Raw genomic sequence first — 19,234 nt, forward strand, 5'->3', positions numbered from 1 at the left:
AGAAAATTTTACAAAATTAGACTTCACCGTGTATTACTGATTACTGACTCTTTAGGTTTCACGATAGTAGAAAGTCAAGAGGCATCTGCACGTAACCGTAGGTCACTTTGACCCGCTGAAGGCCGAAGCGACCGTCGAAAAAATACGAGTGCACCGAGACCCATCAATACATACAGGATGGCCATGGCATATGAAGGCAGAAAGGCCCCAATCGACAGCCCAAGACTACCCAGCAGAGCGGCCGCGTTATAACTCATACCATCGACAGCCATATAGGCAGCACGGTCCGAATCGGGAATCATGCCAGCAAGCAGCACCTGACGTACAGGAGCATACATGAGTTCACCAATGGTCAGCAGTACAGCAGATGTGATAAGCAGCCAGGCCCAGTTACTAAAAGCGAGCATACTGAAACCGGCGGTGTACATACACATGCCAATCGTCATGATAGAACCGGATTGGAAGCAACCCATCCATTTCGAGAATGGAAAGGCCACCAAGGCTACGAGTACAGTGTTGATGGCCATGATCAGACTGAACATCTGCAGTCCGGTGATGTCCCAACTGAACAGTTGGGCACTGAATTCACTTTTCAGACGAACGGCGATGTATTTATCCAATTGGAATTCCAGCGCAACAGCCAGCACCGTTGCGGTGAAAAACACCATAAAACGTCGGTCATTAAATACACCACAATAAGTACTCAGCATATTCTTCCTTATTGGAGCATCCGTTTTATTCGAGTGTGTTTTATCCATTGTTTCGTGAATATAAAACAAGAGGATAAATAGTGTAACCAGACTCTCCAGCCCTACCAGACTGAACAAAATAAAGCGGAAGGACTCGAATAATAACCCGCCCATCAGCGCACCGATCGTAACGGCAACGTTGGTGGTCCAATATTGCAGTCCGTACACATACTGACGTTCATGTTCATTGCTCACGTCCACAATCATGGCATTGGCAATGGGCATGGTGATACCTGAACTGACACTGCTGAGCAGAAACATGACACAAGTCAAAAGCACTGAATCCATCCAAGGCGAGTTGGCAGCGGCCAGCCAGAACAGGGCGAATACTTGCATACTTTGGGCGATCACCATCAGTTTCTTTCGGCCGATTCGGTCAGACCAGTACCCTGCACCCAAGCCAACGATCATGGAGGCCACAATATTGACGGTTAGCAGCATGCCCGCCCAGCCTGCACCAATTTGGACGCTCAGGTAGATCGCCATAAAAGGAATGATGGATTTCTGAGTCAGATCCGTGAAAAAATCAGTAATGATGCGAATTTTGATGTTGCGGTGCAATTCAGTGTATTTCATATGTAACTCTCTTCCTCTCCTGCTGGTCTTGTCGATGTACCTGAGTATAATGGAGGAAAACCTGAAGAAAAACTGTAAACGCACAAAGATGTATTTCGTATTTTAATCAGGGCAGGAAAAGGTGGGGGATTTGTGGAGGTCATCGAACATTACATACAGTTGCGTAAGGCCTTTCCGAACGCAGATGAGGAGGAGGAAATACACACAACGATTGGTGAACTTGCGGAACATTTATGTTGTACAATGCGCAATATGAATCTGATTATGAATAAATTCATGAATCATGGCTGGATCAACTGGAGTCCACAACGTGGCAGAGGCAGAAAATCAGTGCTCGTCTTTTACCTGCCGCTGCTTCAGGCTGCTCAGGAACGGTTCGACCAACTCCTGCAGGGGAACAAGTTGGAGGATGCCTACGTGCTGGCTTCAACAATGCCATTTTCGATGAGAGAAATGTTGATGCAAGGATTACAGGGCCAGTTCGGTCTGCGTTCTGATCAAGATGCTCGTGGAAGAATGGATACGCTGCGTATTCCACAGGAAACTCCCTTTGAGACACTGGACCCAACGCAAGCTGCCATGTGGGGAGAAGTTGGAATTATTGCGGAGGTATTTGATCGCTTGGTACAGTACAACGCTGAACGCCAGGTTTGTGAACCGAGCCTTGCTGTTGCATGGGAGAGCAACCAGGAGGGAACGGTGTGGACATTTTATTTGCACAAGGGCATACGGTTTCATCATGGCAAGATACTCGATGCAGAGGACGTTAGATATACGTTTGAACGGATTCTTTCAGCTCAGGAGAGCCCTTGCAGGCCGCTTTTTGACTCGATTCATCGGATAGAGACGTTGGATGAGCTTACGGTGCGCTTTGCGTTACGGTTCTCCAACTATATGTTTCCGGATCTGATGAGCAGCATGAGTGCTTCCATCTTGCCCCGTGATATGGAGCTGGACCCGATGCATCCGATTGGTACGGGACCTTACCGGTTGACGCGCAATCATCCCAAGCTGCTTGTCCTGGACGTTTTTCCATCCTATTTCAGGGGCAGGGCGTTCATTGATCGGGTTGAAATATGGCAGCTTCCCCAGTCGGGTCTGGTGGAGTCGGTGATCAAACAGGACTTGTTTCCGGACGGACAAGCTCGTTCAGTACAGCATGAGGTTCAGGGCGGTGTGTACATGACGTTTAATATGCGAAAAGAAGGCCCGCAGCAGGATCTATACTTTCGCCAGGCTGTTCAGCACCTCATGGACCCACAGGAGATGGTGGAGGCCTTGGCACGCACAAGTGTACAGGCTGCCTATAGCCTGGTTCGGGACGAGTCCGGGGAACAGTGGATGACTGGACCAACAGATAAAAATGAGCATTCGGAACAAAATGTACCCATGGACTCTCCAGAGCAATCTGAGCACGAGCATCTGTTTCTTCCACAGGCATCGAAGCCGCGACCTGAACCTTCTGCTGATTCTTCTCTTGCACGAGCTTCTAAGCTATTACAACGCAGCTGCTACGCAGGCCAAATCATGGAGGTGTGGGTAGAGGAGGGTGAGAAAATGGAGGCAGACATGGTCTGGTTTGCACAGCGCTGTGAGATGATTGGACTGAAGGTGCATGTTATGCCAGGTAATCCGGTAAATGCCGTATACCATGATGAGTTTTCTTCTTGCGATTTGATCTACACGGGTGAGGTGTTCGATGAACATCTCACACTGAGCCTGCTAACGATGTATACGTTCCAGAATACGTTACTTCTGATTGCGCTTGATGACCAACGAAAAAGGGAGTTGGAAAACGAATGCAGACACGTCGTTATGATTCGGGATACTACGGAGCGATTGCGTACGCTATTGCTGTTGGAGCATCGACTCATTCAAGAGGCGTTGTTACTGCCTGCGTACAGCTTCAGGGAAGAGCATGCGCACCATGCCTCGCTTCAGGATTACCGTGTAAGGGCATTTGGCATGCCTGATTTGCGTCGATTATGGGTGAAGCGCAGTCCGGTTACGGACGAAGGTACTGGGAGTTATCCGGCGTATATCCCATTGTGGTAAGGGTTTGGTCACTACAATGGGATAGGCCGTTAAGGATGTTTTTTTAGACTGAAGGTGACTTCTTAAATTCTATGGGCGTTGTACCCGGCTCAAGCAGAAACGGAATGGATAGAGCGTTGATGCTATCATGTTCATCCGTCTTGAACGTAAACGTAAGCTTCAGGCCAAACAGGACGAGTTCAACGGCAAAAGTATCTTTTCCGGTGTATTCCATAGGCATTTCGATCGCATTAAGGATGGTCTGTAGTCCTTCATTCGTCTGTTGAATGGTTAATTCGCCATAACCCGGATGGGTGAAGGTTCCCACATATGCAGTTACAGGCCGATCATGGGGATGAACTTGAGGTTCCTCCGTTTTCTCCTCTGCCGGGGTTTCTGGCGTTGTTGGATTTTCTAGAGATGTTGCGGCGACTTCTTCGGATTCAGTCGATTCCCCGGTTATGAGTTTGGTTAATTTGCTGCTCCAGTCCACGGCCTCCAGTCCAAGCAGACGATCGATGATGTTAAAAGCAGTTGTGTAGGGAACAATGCTCCCGTTGGTATTACTAAGGACTACGACACCGATCTGTTCCTCCGGTAAAAAGGCAACCTGTGAAGCGAATCCATCGATTGCTCCACCGTGATGAATCATGGCGTGTCCGCGATAAGGTTCGATGAACCAGCCGAGACCGTAAGTGCTAACCGGAAGCTCTGTCCCTTGGAACGGTGAATCGCAAGGCATTTGCGGTCTGTGCAGAGTAGCCATTTGTTCCTTGGAAATCAGTTGTTTCCCGTCAAGTTGCCCTTGTTTCAATTGGAATTGAACCCATGCGATCATATCAACCAGATTGCTGTTAATGGAGCCAGCAGGACCTACGGCATCAATTTTCCGAAAAGGTATTCTTATGTTCTGCCCGTCTTTTTCCATATAAGGCAGGGCAAAATCGGGTTGAAGCTGCATCTCATCGACAGAGAAGACACTTGAATTCATCCCGAGAGGGTTAAACAGGGACTCCTGAACAACATTCTCCCATGAAGTTCCTTTTAGCTGACCCACCAGATAACCAGCCGCCATATACATCAGGTTCTGGTACTGCCATTTATTCCGAAAGTCCTCATTGGGCTCCAGATACTGAAGCGCGTTTACGAGTTCTTCTCTGCTCCGGGATGAGTTATACCACACCATCTCGTGCCTCGGAAGTCCGGAGCGGTGACAGAGCATATCGCGAATGGTCAGACGTTCCGTGGCAACCGGATCGAACATTTTGAAGTCTTTCAAATACGTTCTAACAGGCGTGTCCCACTTCAGCATATCCTGATCGACGAGAAGGGCAGCGGTTGCCGCTGTAAAAGCTTTGCTACTTGAACCGATGGCAAACAGAGTATTCGGGGTAACCTCCAGTTTGGACTCCAGATCGCGATAACCGTACCCTTTTTGCAAAATGACTTCATCCTTGTGGATGACCGCTACCGCCAAACCTACACCTTTCCATTGTTGCAGCTGTTCTTCCACAAAATGATCCAGTCCATCCAGCCTTGCGTGAAGATAAGTTGTGTTCATCGTTTTCCTCCAATTAAAAATAGACTTTGTACATCAGTTAAGCCTGGTATGTAATAGCGTTGGTTGAGTTGTTATCTGTATTTACTATGAAGATTTTGGTTGGTTTTTACATCCTACCCGAGACTGATTTTGTTACAAAATGGAGTGTTCACAGCATGGACAGTGGCATGCTTGTCAAACTAGTCCGCATATATCGAACAAGTCCCTCATAACATGTACTAATCAAGTAGGGGTTCTGCTGTACGCACAATCCTGAAGTGAAAACATGTGCTAAAGGGGATGATGTCATGCGCCGAATATCATGGATGCTTGCCATGGTATTGGTCTTATCGGCCTTACTTGCTGCGTGCGGGAAGAAGGATGCGGCAGCCGTGGTCAAAGATCTGAACGAAGTCGTAGGAGAAATGGAAAGTTATCAGGGGGCAGGCATCATGACGCTGCATACCGGAGATACGCCGCAGCAGTACAAAGTCGAGGTATGGCATCAGAAGCCTTCGTATTATCGTATCGCGTTAACGAATGCCAAAAAGGATGTAACGCAAATTGTACTGCGCAATGATGAGGGGGTATTTGTCCTGACGCCGAGCCAGAACAAAAGCTTCCGTTTCCAGAGTAACTGGCCGGATAACCAGGGCCAGGTTTACCTCTATGAGACGCTGATCCGCAGCATCACAGGTGACTCGACCCGCCAGTTTGCCGATGAGAAGGAGAGCTATGTATTCGACGTAGCTGCCAACTATAATACACATGCATTGGTCAGACAGAAAATATGGCTGAACAAAAGCGATTATGCACCGAAACAGGTAGAGGTTTCGGATTCGAATGCCAATGTGGTCGTTGATGTGAAGTTCGATAGCTTCAAATTTGGCACCGAATTTGAGAAAGACGCTTTTGACATGCAGCGTAACATGACTGCAGCTACCCAAGATGGCAGCAAGACTGGTAACTCAGGCGCTGCTCCTGCTGAACAGACAGGTAAGGGGGATGGTAAAGAGCCTGCCAATCCTCAAGCTGCACCAGAGCAAGGTTCTGAAGCGAATCCAAGTGGAACAGTTAGTGATGGACAGACGGGTGTGAGTGATAACACGGATCAGCAAGGTTCAGAAGATCCGGCCAGTGGTCAGGGCACGGAAGAACCGACATCGGCCGAGCCGGAAGGTTCAGACAGCTTTGGGGTTATTCAGCCGACCTATGCACCGGAAGGTGTCAAACTGAAAGACGATCAGATCGTGGAAGGGTCAGGAGACTATTCGGTAATGCTTCGTTATGAAGGAACATATAATTACACGATTTTCGAAGCAAGGCCGCAGGACAGAGCCGTGTCGCTTGCGCCATCCAGTGTAGTTGATCTTGGGTTTACTTTCGGGATGTTGAGTGGAGATGCCTTACAGACACTTACATGGATGACCGATGGGGTGGAGTACCGAATTACCAGTGCAGATTTGCCTGTAAATGAGATGGTCCAAATTGCAACATCCATGCAGGAAGAGTCAGGGAAATGATTCCGAAAGTATAGTCGTCTTAACATGAGGAATGCTAAGAAGCATCGGAGATATTATCTCCGGTGCTTTATTGTATAGGCTGTGATCTTCCCTGTAAAATATCAGTGTTTTGTACCAATTCAGTTTAGTTGAATACAATTGTATCAACCTGCAACAACCTCGCGTAAGATGAATAAGAAAGAATCTCCGTGCACTCAATAATGCAAAACAAATGCAAAACACGCTTCTACGCAGGAGGAACCGGGTAAATAATACCGTATAAGCAGATTAGTCATGTTATGGTGAGATGAATATCTCTTCATTTGTCTGGCTTATGGGTCTTATTCTGTGTTTTCCCCCGACTTCAGGATAACGCTCCTGTATGTGTTTTGGACTGCGGATCTTCTGCTCATTTGACAGTCACATGCTGGAGCATTACGATGGAGTCTGATGTGAGCCGGATTAAGATGACTAGAGAAGGTGACTTAACGTGCAAGAACAATATCGGCCGACCCAAGCGGAGATCAATTTGGATCATTTGTGCAGCAACGTAGAAGCTTTCCGCGAAGCATTGCCGCAAGGCATGAAACTGCTCGCTTGTGTGAAGGCAAACGCCTATGGGCATGGAGCAGTGGAGACGGCCAGAGAACTTGAACGAGTTGGCGCGGATTACTTAAGTGTAGCTTTTCTTGACGAAGCGCTGGAATTGCGACAACACGGGATTACGCTTCCGATTCTCGTATTGGGTTATACATCGCCTGAAGGTATCGCTGAAGCCTGGAAACATGATGTAACCATTACGCTGTTCAGCAGGGAAGTACTCGAAGCAATCCACCATTTGGAGACAGGTACATCCCAACGCAAGCTAAAGGTTCATATCAAAATCGACAGCGGCATGGGCAGGCTTGGCCTGTTGCCTGGCGAAGAAGCTCTGGCTTTCATACAGGAAGTCGCGGCGCTGGATCAGGTGATGCTTGAAGGCATGTTTACTCATTTTGCCAAAGCGGATGAAGAAGACAAGACCTATACACTGGAGCAGTATCGACGGTTCCGAGGCGTGGTTGAAGCGCTGCGGGATCAGGGATGTGTCATCCCGATTATACATACGGCGAACAGTGCCGCCGCCATTGATACACCAGAATTGTCCTATGATATGGTTCGCGTGGGGATCAGCCTGTACGGATTGTATCCTTCGCCAGAGGTGAATCATCAGGTGGTGAAGCTGTCCCCGGTATTGACACTGAAAACAAAGGCGGTTCTGGTCAAAACGCTGCCGCCCCACTGGGGGATCAGTTACGGAACCCGATATGTAACACAAGGGAATGAACGAATAGCGACATTGCCTATCGGCTATGCAGATGGATTTTCAAGAATGCTGACAGGTAAAGCCCAAGTGCTTGTACGCGGCCGCCGCGTTCCCGTCGTCGGTACGATCTGCATGGATCAGTGTATGGTGTCGCTACAATCTTTTGCAGAAGAAGCAGAAGAAATTCAAGCCGGCGAAGAGGTTGTTCTCATCGGTCACCAGTCTGACGGCGTTATAACCGCAGATGAGGTGGCAACCCAGCTGGGTACGATTCCCTACGAAGTGATCTGCATGATGGCGCATCGGATTCCGCGGGTTTATACCCGTGGTGGAACAGTAGTCGCCAGAATCAATCCTCTTTTGACATCCTGACAGGTCGACTGGACGCTATTTCCAGGAAACTTTTTTTCAGAACAGAAGGAAAACTGTCGGAGCATCTCGAATTATGAAGGATGACTGGGATGAAAAATCCTGAAAAGAGATGTTTGCTCTGTACGAATATTGTTCCCCGTGTTTATAATGGAGTACAGCATACTTGATATACTCGGGGCATATATATTCCTTTGTATAAAAGTTCTGGAAAAACGTAATACTGGTTCACAATGGCGAAAGGTTTGTGGGGGTGGAAGAAAGGTGGCCAACTTGCAGAACACCAAGCGGATCATGATCAGTTTGCCTGATTATCTTTTGCAGGAAGTGGATGGCATCGTAGCGCTGGAGAATTCCAACCGCAGCGAATTGATTAGGCAGGCCATGAAGCTGTATTTGACGGAGCGTAAGAAACGTTACATCCGTGAATCGATGCAGCGAGGGTACATGGAGATGGCGAAGATTAACCTCACCATGGCATCCGAGGCCTTTCACGCGGAGGAAGATGCGGACAGCACTCTGGACCGCTTAGTTAGCGGGGTGTAGACATTGATCGTAAAACGCGGTGACGTTTTTTTTGCGGATCTTTCTCCCGTTGTCGGTTCCGAGCAAGGTGGAGTCAGGCCGGTTCTGGTCATCCAGAATGACATCGGCAACCGGTTTAGTCCTACTTGTATTGTGGCGGCGATCACCGCCCAGATCCAAAAGGCAAAGCTGCCGACGCATGTGGAGATTGATGCGGCGGCACACGGCTTTGACCGGGACTCGGTTATTTTGCTCGAACAAATACGGACAATTGATAAGCAGAGGTTGACCGACAAGATTACCCATCTGGACGAGGAGACCATGAAACTGGTCAACGAAGCTTTACAGATCAGCTTGGGCTTAATCGATTTTTAAGGCATCAGGCAGTTGTTTCTTTGTTCTGCCGTGCTATCCGTTGACAATGGATGTTCCTTCACAGGAGCACACAATTTCAGAACGCAATCACAGGAGCGTACTACAGCCTCACGGCGGTGGTGCGCTCTTTTGATTAAAGCTCCTTGAAAGCGTAGAACATTGAGAGGCTTTTCGTTATAATGATACCTGAGAAACCGTTTACGCCAATCGACATATATAGAGGTGGAGGAGAAATATGAGCATTTATATCGACCAGAAGAAACTTCAATTTCATTTACAGACTCAAAAGGCAAGCTATGTATTCCAGGTACTGCCTTCAGGATATTTGGTACATTTGTATTATGGCAAAAGACTGCGTGACACCGATCTGAGCTGGCTTCACGTGCGCACAGAGCGTGCTTCGTTCAGTCCGAACCCGGTACCGGAAGACCGGACGATCTCGTTCGATACCTTGCCGGTGGAACTGCCGGTATACGGCACAAGTGATTTCCGTAATCCGGCGATCCAGCTGGAACTGGAGAATGGCTCTACGGTATCTGAGTTTACGTACACAGGCCATCGTTTGGTTAAAGGCAAAACAGCCCTTTCTGGACTGCCGGCAACGTATGTTGAATCCGATGACGAAGCAGATACGCTGGTCATTGAACTGGAAGACCGTGTTTCCGGGATCAAGATCGATCTTTCTTATACAGCTTTTACGGCATTTAATGCCATTACGCGTTCTATGCGGATCATTAATGAGAGCGCTACCTCGGTGAATATTGCACGTGCCCTCAGTTCTTCCGTTGACTTCCCTCATGCAGATTATGAATTATTGCAGTTGTCAGGAGCCTGGACACGGGAACGTGATATCGTTCGCAGACCGCTGGCTTCAGGCTTGCAGGGCATCGAGAGCCGTCGGGGTTCAAGCAGTCATCAGCAGAACCCGTTTGTCGCGCTGATGACGCCAGGTACGGATGAGGATCAAGGTGAGGTCTACGGGTTCAGTCTGGTCTACAGCGGCAGTTTTACCGCACAGGCGGAAGTGGATCAATTCCAGACCACTCGTGTATCGGTAGGAATCAATCCGTTTGAGTTCAGCTGGAAGCTGGAGCCGCAGGAAGCGTTCCAGACACCTGAGACCGTTATGGTCTATTCGGCTGCAGGACTGGATGGCATGTCGCAGTCCTATCATGAACTGTATCGGGAACGTCTTGCACGTGGCAAATTCCGCAATGCAGAGCGTCCGGTTCTGGTCAACAACTGGGAAGCGACATACTTTGGCTTCGATGCGGACAAGATTGAACAAATCGCACGTGCTGGACAGAAGCTGGGTATCGAGCTGTTTGTCTTGGATGATGGCTGGTTTGGACACCGGGACAGTGACAATTCCTCGTTGGGCGACTGGATTGTCGATAAGAACAAGTTGCCACAGGGTCTGGATGATCTTGCGAATCGTGTGACTAAACTGGATATGCAGTTCGGATTGTGGTTCGAGCCGGAGATGATCTCGCCAGATAGCGAATTGTACCGTGCGCATCCGGACTGGTGTCTGCATGTACCTGATCGCCGCCGGACGGAAGGTCGTCAACAGCTGGTACTCGATTTCTCCCGTCAGGATGTACGCGATGAGATTGTACGCATGTTAACGGATGTTCTTGGCTCTGCACCGATCACTTATGTGAAATGGGACATGAACCGGAATATGACGGAAGTGGGTTCGGCTTTACTTCCGGCAGACAGACAGCGCGAGACGGCACACCGTTATATGCTCGGATTGTATGAAGTGATGGAACGCATCACTGCATCCTTCCCGAATATTCTGTTCGAGAGCTGTTCGGGTGGTGGTGGCCGCTTCGATCCAGGTATGCTGTATTACATGCCGCAGACGTGGACAAGCGACAATACGGATGCCATCTCCCGCTTGCGTATTCAATACGGTACGAGTCTTGTGTATCCGGTGAGTTCGATGGGATCACATATTTCGGCGGTGCCGAATCATCAGGTGAACCGGATAACTTCACTCGAGATTCGCGGTCATGTCGCGATGTCGGGCAACTTCGGATATGAGCTGGATTTGACCCGTTTCACAGAGGAAGAGAATGCTATCGTGAAGGCTCAGGTTGAGCTGTACAAGGAAATTCGGGGAACGATTCAATACGGAACGTTCCGTCGTTTGCTAAGTCCGTTTGAGGGGAATGAAACGGCGTGGATGTTTATTGCACCGGATGGCAGCGAAGCTGTTGTATTCTACTTCCGTGTGCTGTCCGAACCCAATGCACCGCTCCAGCGTCTGAAGCTGAAGGGTCTGGACCCTGAAGCGGATTATCGTCTGAAAGGTGGCTCCGAGACATTTACCGGGGATGCGCTGATGTATGGCGGGATCTCGGTAGGCAGCGCATCGGGAGACTATCTGAGTGAATTGTTCCGGTTCGAGCGCGTCTAGATAAGTAACTACAGATTATTTACACGGATACTACGATGACAGAACAACCTTCCAATCGCTGTTATCCCCAGATTTTTCGATTCTCTTTTCTCAAAGGGAAAATCCGGAGATAAAGGCGAACGCTTCGCTTTTTCAGGTTTTTTCTGTCCTCTCCGTTATCGTGTAAATGAGCAGTTTCACTTATTAGATTGCTATTGTATTTAAAGTTTTAAAAAAGGAATGACCGAACAGCGTCGCATTGACGTTTTTCGGTCTTTTTTTGACGTAATGGGGAAGGCTGGAGGAAGACGTAATTCTGTCAGAACTTGTATGCCAGTGGAATGATGGAAATCTGGTCGTGATTTTGTGATAATATAGGGTAGAGTGGTTGAATCAAATGATTCAATCAAAATGTAATTACAGCAGCAAAGCTGCCCTGAAATGATTGTAACAAACGATTCAGGAAGGAAAGAGGGATTTATTTTGTCTGAACAGGAAACGGTTCTGGAACCCAATGAAGAAACAATAAAGGCGGAACGCCATGAACGAATCATCAAACAGGTAGCCAAGGAACTGTCACTGTCCTTGAAGCAGGTCCGCACCACGTCGGAGCTTCTGGACGAAGGCAATACGATTCCATTTATCGCCCGCTACCGTAAGGAAATGACTGGAGAGCTGGATGAGAACCAGCTGCGGCTCATTGAAGAACGCATCGTTTACTTGCGCAATCTGGAAGACCGCAAAGTGGAAGTCATCCGTATTATAGAGGAACAAGGCAAGCTGACCGGAGAATTGAAACAGTCTATCACTCAGGCAGTCAAGCTGCAGGAAGTGGAGGACTTGTACCGTCCGTTTCGTCAGAAGCGGAAAACCCGGGCCAGTGTAGCGAAGGAAAAAGGTCTTGAACCGCTCGCTGTCTGGATCTGGGGTCAACCGAAACAAGGCAATGTCCTGGAGGAAGCTGCTTGTTATATCGATGCTGAACTTGGGGTAGAGGATGCAGAGGCTGCACTTCAGGGAGCCCAAGACATTCTGGCTGAGAATATTGCAGATGATGCTGCTATTCGTGCCTGGATTCGCCGTTACACATTGGATCATGGCATGCTGACCTCGGAAGCGAAGGATGCCGAACAGGAGTCTGTGTACGAGAACTATTATGATTATCGTGAATTAGCCAAAAAAATGCCTCCTCACCGTATTCTCGCAATTAACCGCGGTGAACGTGAAAATATTTTGAAAGTGGGTCTGGAAGTGCAGCCTGAACCGGCTCACCGTCATATGGAAGGACAAATCATCAAGGGTGCATCTGCAGTGCAGGACATTTTGCGTGCTGTGATTGAAGATGCTTACAAACGATTGATTGCCCCTTCGATTGAGCGTGAGGTTCGTGCAGAATTGACGGAAAAAGGCGAAAACCAAGCGATATCCGTATTCTCGGCCAATCTTCGCAACCTGTTGCTTCAGCCGCCGATTCATGGCAAACGTGTGCTTGGTGTCGATCCTGCCTATCGTACCGGCTGTAAACTGGCCGTGGTCGACGATACGGGCAAGCTGCTGGAAGTGGCTGTTACGTACCCAACGCCACCACACAACAAGAAGCGTGAAGCTGCCGAGGTTTTCCATCGGATGATCAAGCAGTATGATATCGGATTGATTGTTATTGGTAATGGTACCGGATCACGTGAAACAGAACAGTTTGTTGCCGAGATTATTCAGGAGAACGGGGACGAAAGTCTCGTGTATCTGATCGTCAATGAAGCTGGGGCGAGTGTGTATTCTGCATCCAAGCTGGCCCAGGAAGAATTCCCGGATCTGGACGTTGCGGAGCGTAGCGCTGCTTCGATTGCCCGCCGGGTGCAAGACCCACTGGCTGAGCTGGTTAAGATCGATCCCAAAGCCATTGGGGTAGGTCAATACCAACATGACGTATCTCAGAAAATATTGGAAGAAAGCTTGAAGGCTGTTGTGGAATCCGCAGTTAACCATGTGGGCGTGGATGTGAACACGGCTTCACCTTCACTGCTGTCATATGTTGCGGGTGTAAATGCTACCATTGCCAAGAATATCGTAAAATACCGTGAAGAGAACGGCCGGTTCACGAACCGTCGCCAGCTGCAGAAGGTGCCGCGTCTGGGTGCCAAAACCTATGAGCAGTGCGTAGGCTTCATGCGGATTGGCGAAGGTGAGAACCCACTGGATCGCACACCGATTCACCCTGAGTCGTATAAGGTTGTTGACCAGCTCTTTAAGGAGCTTCAGGTTGAGCTGGACAAGCTGGGCAGCAAGGAACTGTCTGTGCTCCTGTCTGAGCAACAACCGGAACAGCTGGCTGTGAAGCTGGATGTGGGTGTACCTACACTGCGTGACATTCTGGACAGCTTGCAGCGTCCGGGTCGTGACCCGCGTGAGGAAATGCCGCTACCGATCTTCCGCACGGATGTGCTCAAAATTGAAGATTTGGTGGAAGGCATGGAACTGCAAGGTACGGTTCGTAACGTGATTGACTTTGGTGCCTTTGTTGACATCGGCATCAAGAGTGACGGACTTGTCCACATCTCACAGCTGAGCAACGGTTACGTCAAACATCCGATGGATGTTGTATCCGTCGGGGATAATGTAACGGTATGGGTGATGAATGTGGATACCAAAAAAGGCCGCGTCGGCCTCACGATGAAGAAGCCTGCTTCTTCTCAGCAGTCTTCCTGATCCAACATAAAAGATCGGAGAACAGCCTTCCCTGTATTGGGAAGGCTGTTTGTTGTCAGCTATAATACTACTGTTGCCCGTACTGTATTCTTCGAAGGAATTTTATGAAAGAAGTGAGAGCTTGAGGTGGACGGAGAGAATGGCGTAAGATCTTATAGTTCGCTGTCCGCGCTGCGCGGGGTGCCACTTGTCGGTTTGTTACGATAAAAAAACCAGCATTCGTTCAGCAGCTTGATCTGTCTGCTGTCCTTTTTGTGAAATGCACGCATCAGTTGATTGCAAAGCCATTGAGGCAAGGGTATCTCCTCCTCTTGCATAATTCATCTGTACGTTAGCATATGTGGCAATAGCCTGGACTGTGCGGATTAACCTGTGAGTAACTGGGAAATTCGACACCAGAGAAAAAAAGCGCAACCTCCGATTGGGGAGATGCGCTTTGGTTCCGTTTAAAATAAAGTCTATAAAGAATTAGAGCGATTCCATCTCTTCTTCATACCATTGCTCCAATTGGGCCTGAAGCGCCCGAATCTCAGTGAGCAAAGAAATTAATGGATAGTGTGTCTCGCGCAGTGCTGCGAAACTTTGCTCAAGGGCATTGATATAATCCAGACCGCCAATGATGGAGAGTTGCTCGTCCAGGAGATCAAGATTGTCACATTCAGCAATAGCCCAAGGCAATGCAGGCACATCTGCTGCGGTAAGTTTATCAATCTCTTTGTGCAGGCGCAGGTTGAGCGCACTGAGTTGGTAAGCGTAATCGGCAGGCATTTCCACAAACTGCAATTGCTGTTCCTGCTGCAGGATGACGTAGCGCATTGTAGGCATAACGAGTAATAATCTCCCCTCATACATTCTACTTGACAGTGTAGCCTACGAAACGGTTAAAATTCAAGTATTATAGCGGAAAAACAAATGGCCCAAAGGGTGTGAAAGGAAAGAAACCGATGGAAAATGAGGAATTGCAACAATGGATTGAGCAGGTGTCACTGGACCATTTCGGGGTTCCGTTCACTCACGAGGCACTGTTTAACCGCCGTCTGACCACTACAGGTGGGCGTTATATGCTCAAGAGTCACCGCATCGAAATTAATCCTCATCAGCTCGAAGCCTATGGGCGGGAAGAGGTTGAGAAGATCATCAAGCATGAGCTGTGCCACTACCATCTGCACATTCGTGGACGCGGCTACCAACACCGGGACCCTGAATTCAAGGCTCTGTTGCAGAAGGTGGGCGGTTCGAGGTTCTGTCAGTCCCTTCCGGATGGAAAGGGAAGAAAGCCATTACCCTATCGTTATAAACTGGTGTGCAAGAGCTGTGGCACGGAATATTTGCGTAAACGAAAAGTGGACCCGAAGAAGTACCGCTGTGGTCGATGTGCGGGCAAGTTGCTATTGCACGAAATATAGATGGGGCATTTAGCATCAGCTATAGGACGAAATGGGATCTGCAATGGATCTGCTAGAATTGCGTGATTCCATATTTGGAATGGTTCGTTATATTTAATATCGAGTTTATATCGATCTTAAGAAAGTTGTAATCTTTTTGGCGACCTTATTGTCATTATTTCATAGTAAGCTGGTGTAGTTGGGATCACCAAAAAAAGTAATGGCGTAAGGAGGGAACGAAGATTGGCAGAGTATAGGGTGCTTGTAGTGGATGACGATCCCGATATCCGCAACGCGATTGAGATTTATTTACGCATTGAAGGAATCTCGGTGAGTAAGGCAGCAGATGGGCAGGAAGCGATAAGAAAAGTCAGGGAAGAAGAAGTTCACCTCATTGTAATGGATGTAATGATGCCTAATCTGGACGGTATACAGGCGACTCTCAAAATACGCGAGAACTGTAATGTACCGATTATTATTTTGTCTGCCAAAACCGAGGACCACGACAAAATTCTTGGTCTGAATATTGGAGCTGATGATTACATAGCCAAACCCTTCAATCCATTGGAACTGGTGGCCAGAGTGAAATCCCAACTGCGCCGATTTACAGGACTTGGAACACAGCAAATCCACAGGGGCGATGAACAAGAAATTGAGGTCAGGGGACTGGTGCTTAACAATAGGAGGAAGAAAGTAACGCTGGAGGGTGAAGAGATTCGATTAACTCCAACGGAGTTTCATATTTTGAAATTGTTGATGGAGAATACGGGGCGTGTTTTTGCCATTGATGAAATCTATGAACGTGTTTGGAAAGAGCCGGCCTTTCAGTCAGAAAACACGGTGGCTGTACATATTCGCCGGATCAGGGAGAAGATCGAGTTTAATCCAAGAGAACCGAAATATGTAAAGGTGGTGTGGGGCATTGGCTACAAGATGGAAGGTTAATGTGATCCCCTATATAATTCGATTTGTTATGATCAGCTGCGGCACTCTCATGTTTTTTTATGTCATCTCACGATTTCTCCAGAATATTGACTTTGTTTTTTGGGGCTGGGGTGTTCAGAGTGATCCGTCTTTAATCATATGTTTATTCCTGATCGCTGTTTTATATGTGTATAGAAACCGATTTCCACTGCCTTCGGAGAGTAAATATGTGAAAATGAAGAATTGGATGTCGGTCAGATTGGCTATGGATGTACAAATATTGCTTTATTTTATCATCGGTCTACCGTTGTTCTATGGAACGGTTCTTGTCATGCAGGGGAATGGCGTGCGGATTAGCCAACATGAGTGGATCAACGATATTGTCATGTTTATATCTGCATTTCTTTTGTCATCCGTGCTTCTCTGTTTTGCTGGGGAGTATGGCAGGGCGGGGATTCGGATGATTGCGGATCGAGCCGCGCTTCGTCAAACCATCAATGAATTATGGTTAAGCACGACGATTCATATGCTGCGGGATGAACTGAAACATGCGACCCCACCTGAAAATAGGATCCTCAAAACACTCATCGTTTGGTCTGTATCTCAATTCGTATTGTTGATCATTGCGTTCGTGGTAGAGGAATTTAGATTCCCGATCTTGCTGCTGATCGTGGCGTGCAGTGTGATTATTCTGGGTCAGATCGTGCGAATCATTCATGGTTTGCAAGGCTTAACACAAGCAGCTTCGGCCATGGCTTTGGGACGTATGGACGTTCAGCTTCCCCAGCAAACATACGGTATGCTGGACCAGCTGACGATGCATATGAACGGCATGAAACAAGGAATTCAGCGTACCGTCGAAAAAAGAGTGAAAAGTGAGCGAATGAAGTCGGAGCTGATTACCAATGTTTCACATGATTTAAAAACACCGCTGACCTCGCTGGTGAGTTATGTGGATTTGTTAAAACGTAATGAAGGTACTGCCGAGGAAAAGGCAGAATATATTGAGGTGCTGCAACGCAAGACGAAGCGGCTGAGTGTACTTGTTGAAGATTTATTTGAGGCGGCCAAGATGGCCAGTGGAGATGTGGAGCTTCATCTGGAGCAGGTTGATGTTGCAGCCTTATTACATCAAGCCTTGGCGGAATATAGTGAGTCTATCGTACAGTCTGGTTTGATTTTCAGAGTAAGTGACAGGGATGGTCCGATGTACGCTCAGTTGGATGGAAAACGTACATGGCGTGTATTCGAGAATTTGCTTGGCAATGTCACTAAATATGGAATGAAGAATTCAAGGGTGTTTATTGAATTATCAGAAGATGATTCGTATGTGATATTGTGTATCAAAAACGTTTCTGCATATGAAATGCAGTTTGCGGCAGATGAAATTTTTGAACGTTTCAAGCGGGGCGACCGTTCCCGGAGCACGGAAGGATCAGGATTGGGTTTATCCATTGCGAAAAGTATTGTTGAGCTGCATGGAGGGAGAATGAACGTCAAGATTGATGGCGATCTGTTTAAAGTGACGGTCCATTTTCCAAAATGCACTCGGCAGAAGCAATAAAATAATCATCGTGACCGACTTTTCTATGCACTCGAATGAAAGATGCAAGGCTTCTAAGAAAGTCACTCGGGCATGTTGACTTGGCTAATTAATCATGATAAATTAAATTTATTCAAGATTAATATTCCCTGATAGCTCAGTTGGTAGAGCACTCGACTGTTAATCGAGTTGTCACAGGTTCGAGTCCTGTTCGGGGAGCCATTTCTTGGAGAGATACCCAAGTGGCTATAAGGGGACCCTCTGCTAAGGGGTTAGACTGCGTAAGCGGTGCGAGGGTTCGAATCCCTCTCTCTCCGTTCTGAAACACTTCTCTGCAAAGGGATGAGGACCCTAAAGGTTCGTCGAAGCATAATCTTCGTAAGGAATACATCGCAGTCTCGAATGAAGTGAGAGTATCCCTCTCTCTCCGTTCTGACTACAAACATAATCCCCATTCTCATGAACCATTAACGGTTTGTGAGTATGGGGCTTTTTGATGTTTCGTCTTTTTGCCAATAAACACGATTGTCCTATAATGAAATGCCCAGCACCTCGTATAAACCCTTCTTGCCTGCTTCCGTGACTTCAACCGCCCGACTGCCTGGCTTCTGGCGGGTCCAATCCAGCTCGGACAAGCGGCGCCCCAGTTCGTCTCCCAGTAAACCGGAGATATGATGGCGACGTTCACTCCAGTCGAGGCATTTGCGAGCCAGAGTACGGCGTAATCCAGTTTTGCCTTCAAGTGTAATGCCAAATGAATTAAACCATTGAACTCCTTTCGCTGTAATTTGGTAATCCTTGGACTGTTCATCCTCCGATTCCTCGAGATAACCTTCCCGCAATAAAGCTTCGCACAACGCTATCCCCAATTTTCCGGCCAGATGCCCGTAACAGGTTCGAGCAAAGCTCAGATGTTGAAGTTGATTGGATTGTTTGAGAGACCTAACCTGTACAGGTGGGGCAATACTGCCCATCGTTTCAATCAAAAAAGCGATTTCCTTGCCCGCCAGACGGTAGTACCGATGCCTGCCTTGACGTTCAACCACAAGCAACCCGCCTTCGACCAGCTTGGCAAGATGGTTACTCGCTGTTTGGGGTGTGACACCAGCCATAAAGGCAAGTTCACCGGCAGGTAGCGCTCTTCCATCTAGTAAGGCTTCGAGAAAAACAGCACGACTCGGATCAGCGATTAACGACGCAATAACAGTTATATTCGGATATGCATTCATACTTCGATGATACCTGAACTATTAGTGTTTTACAATCGAGTCAGGCTCATCCACATGGGTCAGATTT

At 48.0% G+C, this 19,234-nt stretch carries 15 protein-coding genes and 2 tRNA genes; 12 read left to right on the forward strand and 5 right to left on the reverse strand.

Going from position 1 to position 19,234, the window contains the following annotated elements:
* Window positions 1–74 precede the first annotated feature (74 nt).
* Entirely contained in the window at window positions 75–1,325 is a 1,251-nt protein-coding gene (locus tag ACFTRD_RS02825) for an MDR family MFS transporter (RefSeq protein ID WP_379377653.1), read from the reverse strand.
* 132 nt (window positions 1,326–1,457) lie between these two features.
* On the opposite strand from ACFTRD_RS02825, the gene ACFTRD_RS02830 reads away from it, so the two are divergent.
* Window positions 1,458–3,380 (forward strand): ABC transporter substrate-binding protein, encoded by a 1,923-nt coding sequence (locus tag ACFTRD_RS02830; protein ID WP_379377654.1) that lies wholly within the window; start codon window positions 1,458–1,460, stop codon window positions 3,378–3,380.
* 43 nt (window positions 3,381–3,423) lie between these two features.
* Here ACFTRD_RS02830 and ACFTRD_RS02835 read toward each other — a convergent pair whose 3' ends face one another.
* Window positions 3,424–4,920, reverse strand: a complete 1,497-nt coding sequence (locus ACFTRD_RS02835) for a serine hydrolase (protein WP_379377655.1) — start codon at window positions 4,918–4,920, stop codon at window positions 3,424–3,426.
* A 287-nt stretch (window positions 4,921–5,207) separates the two neighbouring features.
* On the opposite strand from ACFTRD_RS02835, the gene ACFTRD_RS02840 reads away from it, so the two are divergent.
* The 6 genes from ACFTRD_RS02840 (at window position 5,208) to ACFTRD_RS02865 (ending at window position 14,086) form a co-directional block, all read left to right on the forward strand.
* Complete coding sequence (locus ACFTRD_RS02840; protein WP_379377656.1) at window positions 5,208–6,422, forward strand: outer membrane lipoprotein-sorting protein; 1,215 nt, start codon at window positions 5,208–5,210, stop codon at window positions 6,420–6,422.
* A gap of 469 nt (window positions 6,423–6,891) precedes the next feature.
* Window positions 6,892–8,079: an alanine racemase gene (alr, locus tag ACFTRD_RS02845; protein ID WP_379377657.1), complete on the forward strand. Its 1,188-nt coding sequence runs from the start codon at window positions 6,892–6,894 to the stop codon at window positions 8,077–8,079.
* Between the two features lie 261 nt (window positions 8,080–8,340).
* The gene (locus tag ACFTRD_RS02850; RefSeq protein ID WP_024630715.1) at window positions 8,341–8,622 is read left to right on the forward strand and encodes a CopG family ribbon-helix-helix protein; all 282 of its coding nucleotides are present in this window, start codon (window positions 8,341–8,343) and stop codon (window positions 8,620–8,622) included.
* A 3-nt stretch (window positions 8,623–8,625) separates the two neighbouring features.
* Entirely contained in the window at window positions 8,626–8,976 is a 351-nt protein-coding gene (locus tag ACFTRD_RS02855) for a type II toxin-antitoxin system PemK/MazF family toxin (protein WP_024630714.1), read from the forward strand.
* A gap of 235 nt (window positions 8,977–9,211) precedes the next feature.
* Window positions 9,212–11,401, forward strand: a complete 2,190-nt coding sequence (locus ACFTRD_RS02860) for an alpha-galactosidase (protein ID WP_379377658.1) — start codon at window positions 9,212–9,214, stop codon at window positions 11,399–11,401.
* 462 nt (window positions 11,402–11,863) lie between these two features.
* Window positions 11,864–14,086: a Tex family protein gene (locus ACFTRD_RS02865; RefSeq protein WP_379377659.1), complete on the forward strand. Its 2,223-nt coding sequence runs from the start codon at window positions 11,864–11,866 to the stop codon at window positions 14,084–14,086.
* 152 nt (window positions 14,087–14,238) lie between these two features.
* Here the strand turns inward: ACFTRD_RS02865 and cmpA are convergent, their stop codons facing one another.
* Window positions 14,239–14,382 carry a cortex morphogenetic protein CmpA gene (gene cmpA / locus ACFTRD_RS02870; RefSeq protein ID WP_090808144.1) on the reverse strand — a complete coding sequence of 48 codons (144 nt, stop codon included), beginning with the start codon at window positions 14,380–14,382 and terminating at the stop codon, window positions 14,239–14,241.
* 172 nt (window positions 14,383–14,554) lie between these two features.
* On the reverse strand, window positions 14,555–14,911 hold the full coding sequence (locus ACFTRD_RS02875) for a hydrolase/acyltransferase (RefSeq protein WP_379377660.1): 357 nt from the start codon (window positions 14,909–14,911) through the stop codon (window positions 14,555–14,557).
* 119 nt (window positions 14,912–15,030) lie between these two features.
* Here ACFTRD_RS02875 and ACFTRD_RS02880 point away from each other — a divergent pair, with 119 nt between their 5' ends.
* The 5 genes from ACFTRD_RS02880 to ACFTRD_RS02900 all read left to right on the forward strand — a co-directional run bounded on the left by ACFTRD_RS02880 (window position 15,031) and on the right by ACFTRD_RS02900 (window position 18,255).
* Window positions 15,031–15,492 (forward strand): SprT family protein, encoded by a 462-nt coding sequence (locus tag ACFTRD_RS02880; protein WP_379377661.1) that lies wholly within the window; start codon window positions 15,031–15,033, stop codon window positions 15,490–15,492.
* 222 nt (window positions 15,493–15,714) lie between these two features.
* The gene (locus tag ACFTRD_RS02885; RefSeq protein ID WP_379377662.1) at window positions 15,715–16,416 is read left to right on the forward strand and encodes a response regulator transcription factor; all 702 of its coding nucleotides are present in this window, start codon (window positions 15,715–15,717) and stop codon (window positions 16,414–16,416) included.
* A 214-nt stretch (window positions 16,417–16,630) separates the two neighbouring features.
* The gene (locus ACFTRD_RS02890) at window positions 16,631–17,959 is read left to right on the forward strand and encodes a sensor histidine kinase (RefSeq protein WP_379381137.1); all 1,329 of its coding nucleotides are present in this window, start codon (window positions 16,631–16,633) and stop codon (window positions 17,957–17,959) included.
* Between the two features lie 125 nt (window positions 17,960–18,084).
* A tRNA-Asn gene (locus ACFTRD_RS02895) sits at window positions 18,085–18,160 on the forward strand.
* A gap of 6 nt (window positions 18,161–18,166) precedes the next feature.
* Window positions 18,167–18,255 (forward strand) — tRNA-Ser (locus ACFTRD_RS02900).
* A gap of 213 nt (window positions 18,256–18,468) precedes the next feature.
* On the opposite strand, the gene ACFTRD_RS02905 is transcribed toward ACFTRD_RS02900, so the two are convergent.
* Window positions 18,469–19,167 carry an ArsR/SmtB family transcription factor gene (locus ACFTRD_RS02905; protein WP_379377663.1) on the reverse strand — a complete coding sequence of 233 codons (699 nt, stop codon included), beginning with the start codon at window positions 19,165–19,167 and terminating at the stop codon, window positions 18,469–18,471.
* Window positions 19,168–19,234: the final 67 nt, after the last annotated feature.

The sequence above is a fragment of the Paenibacillus sp. NPDC056933 genome (assembly GCF_042674385.1).
Taxonomy (GTDB): domain Bacteria; phylum Bacillota; class Bacilli; order Paenibacillales; family Paenibacillaceae; genus Paenibacillus.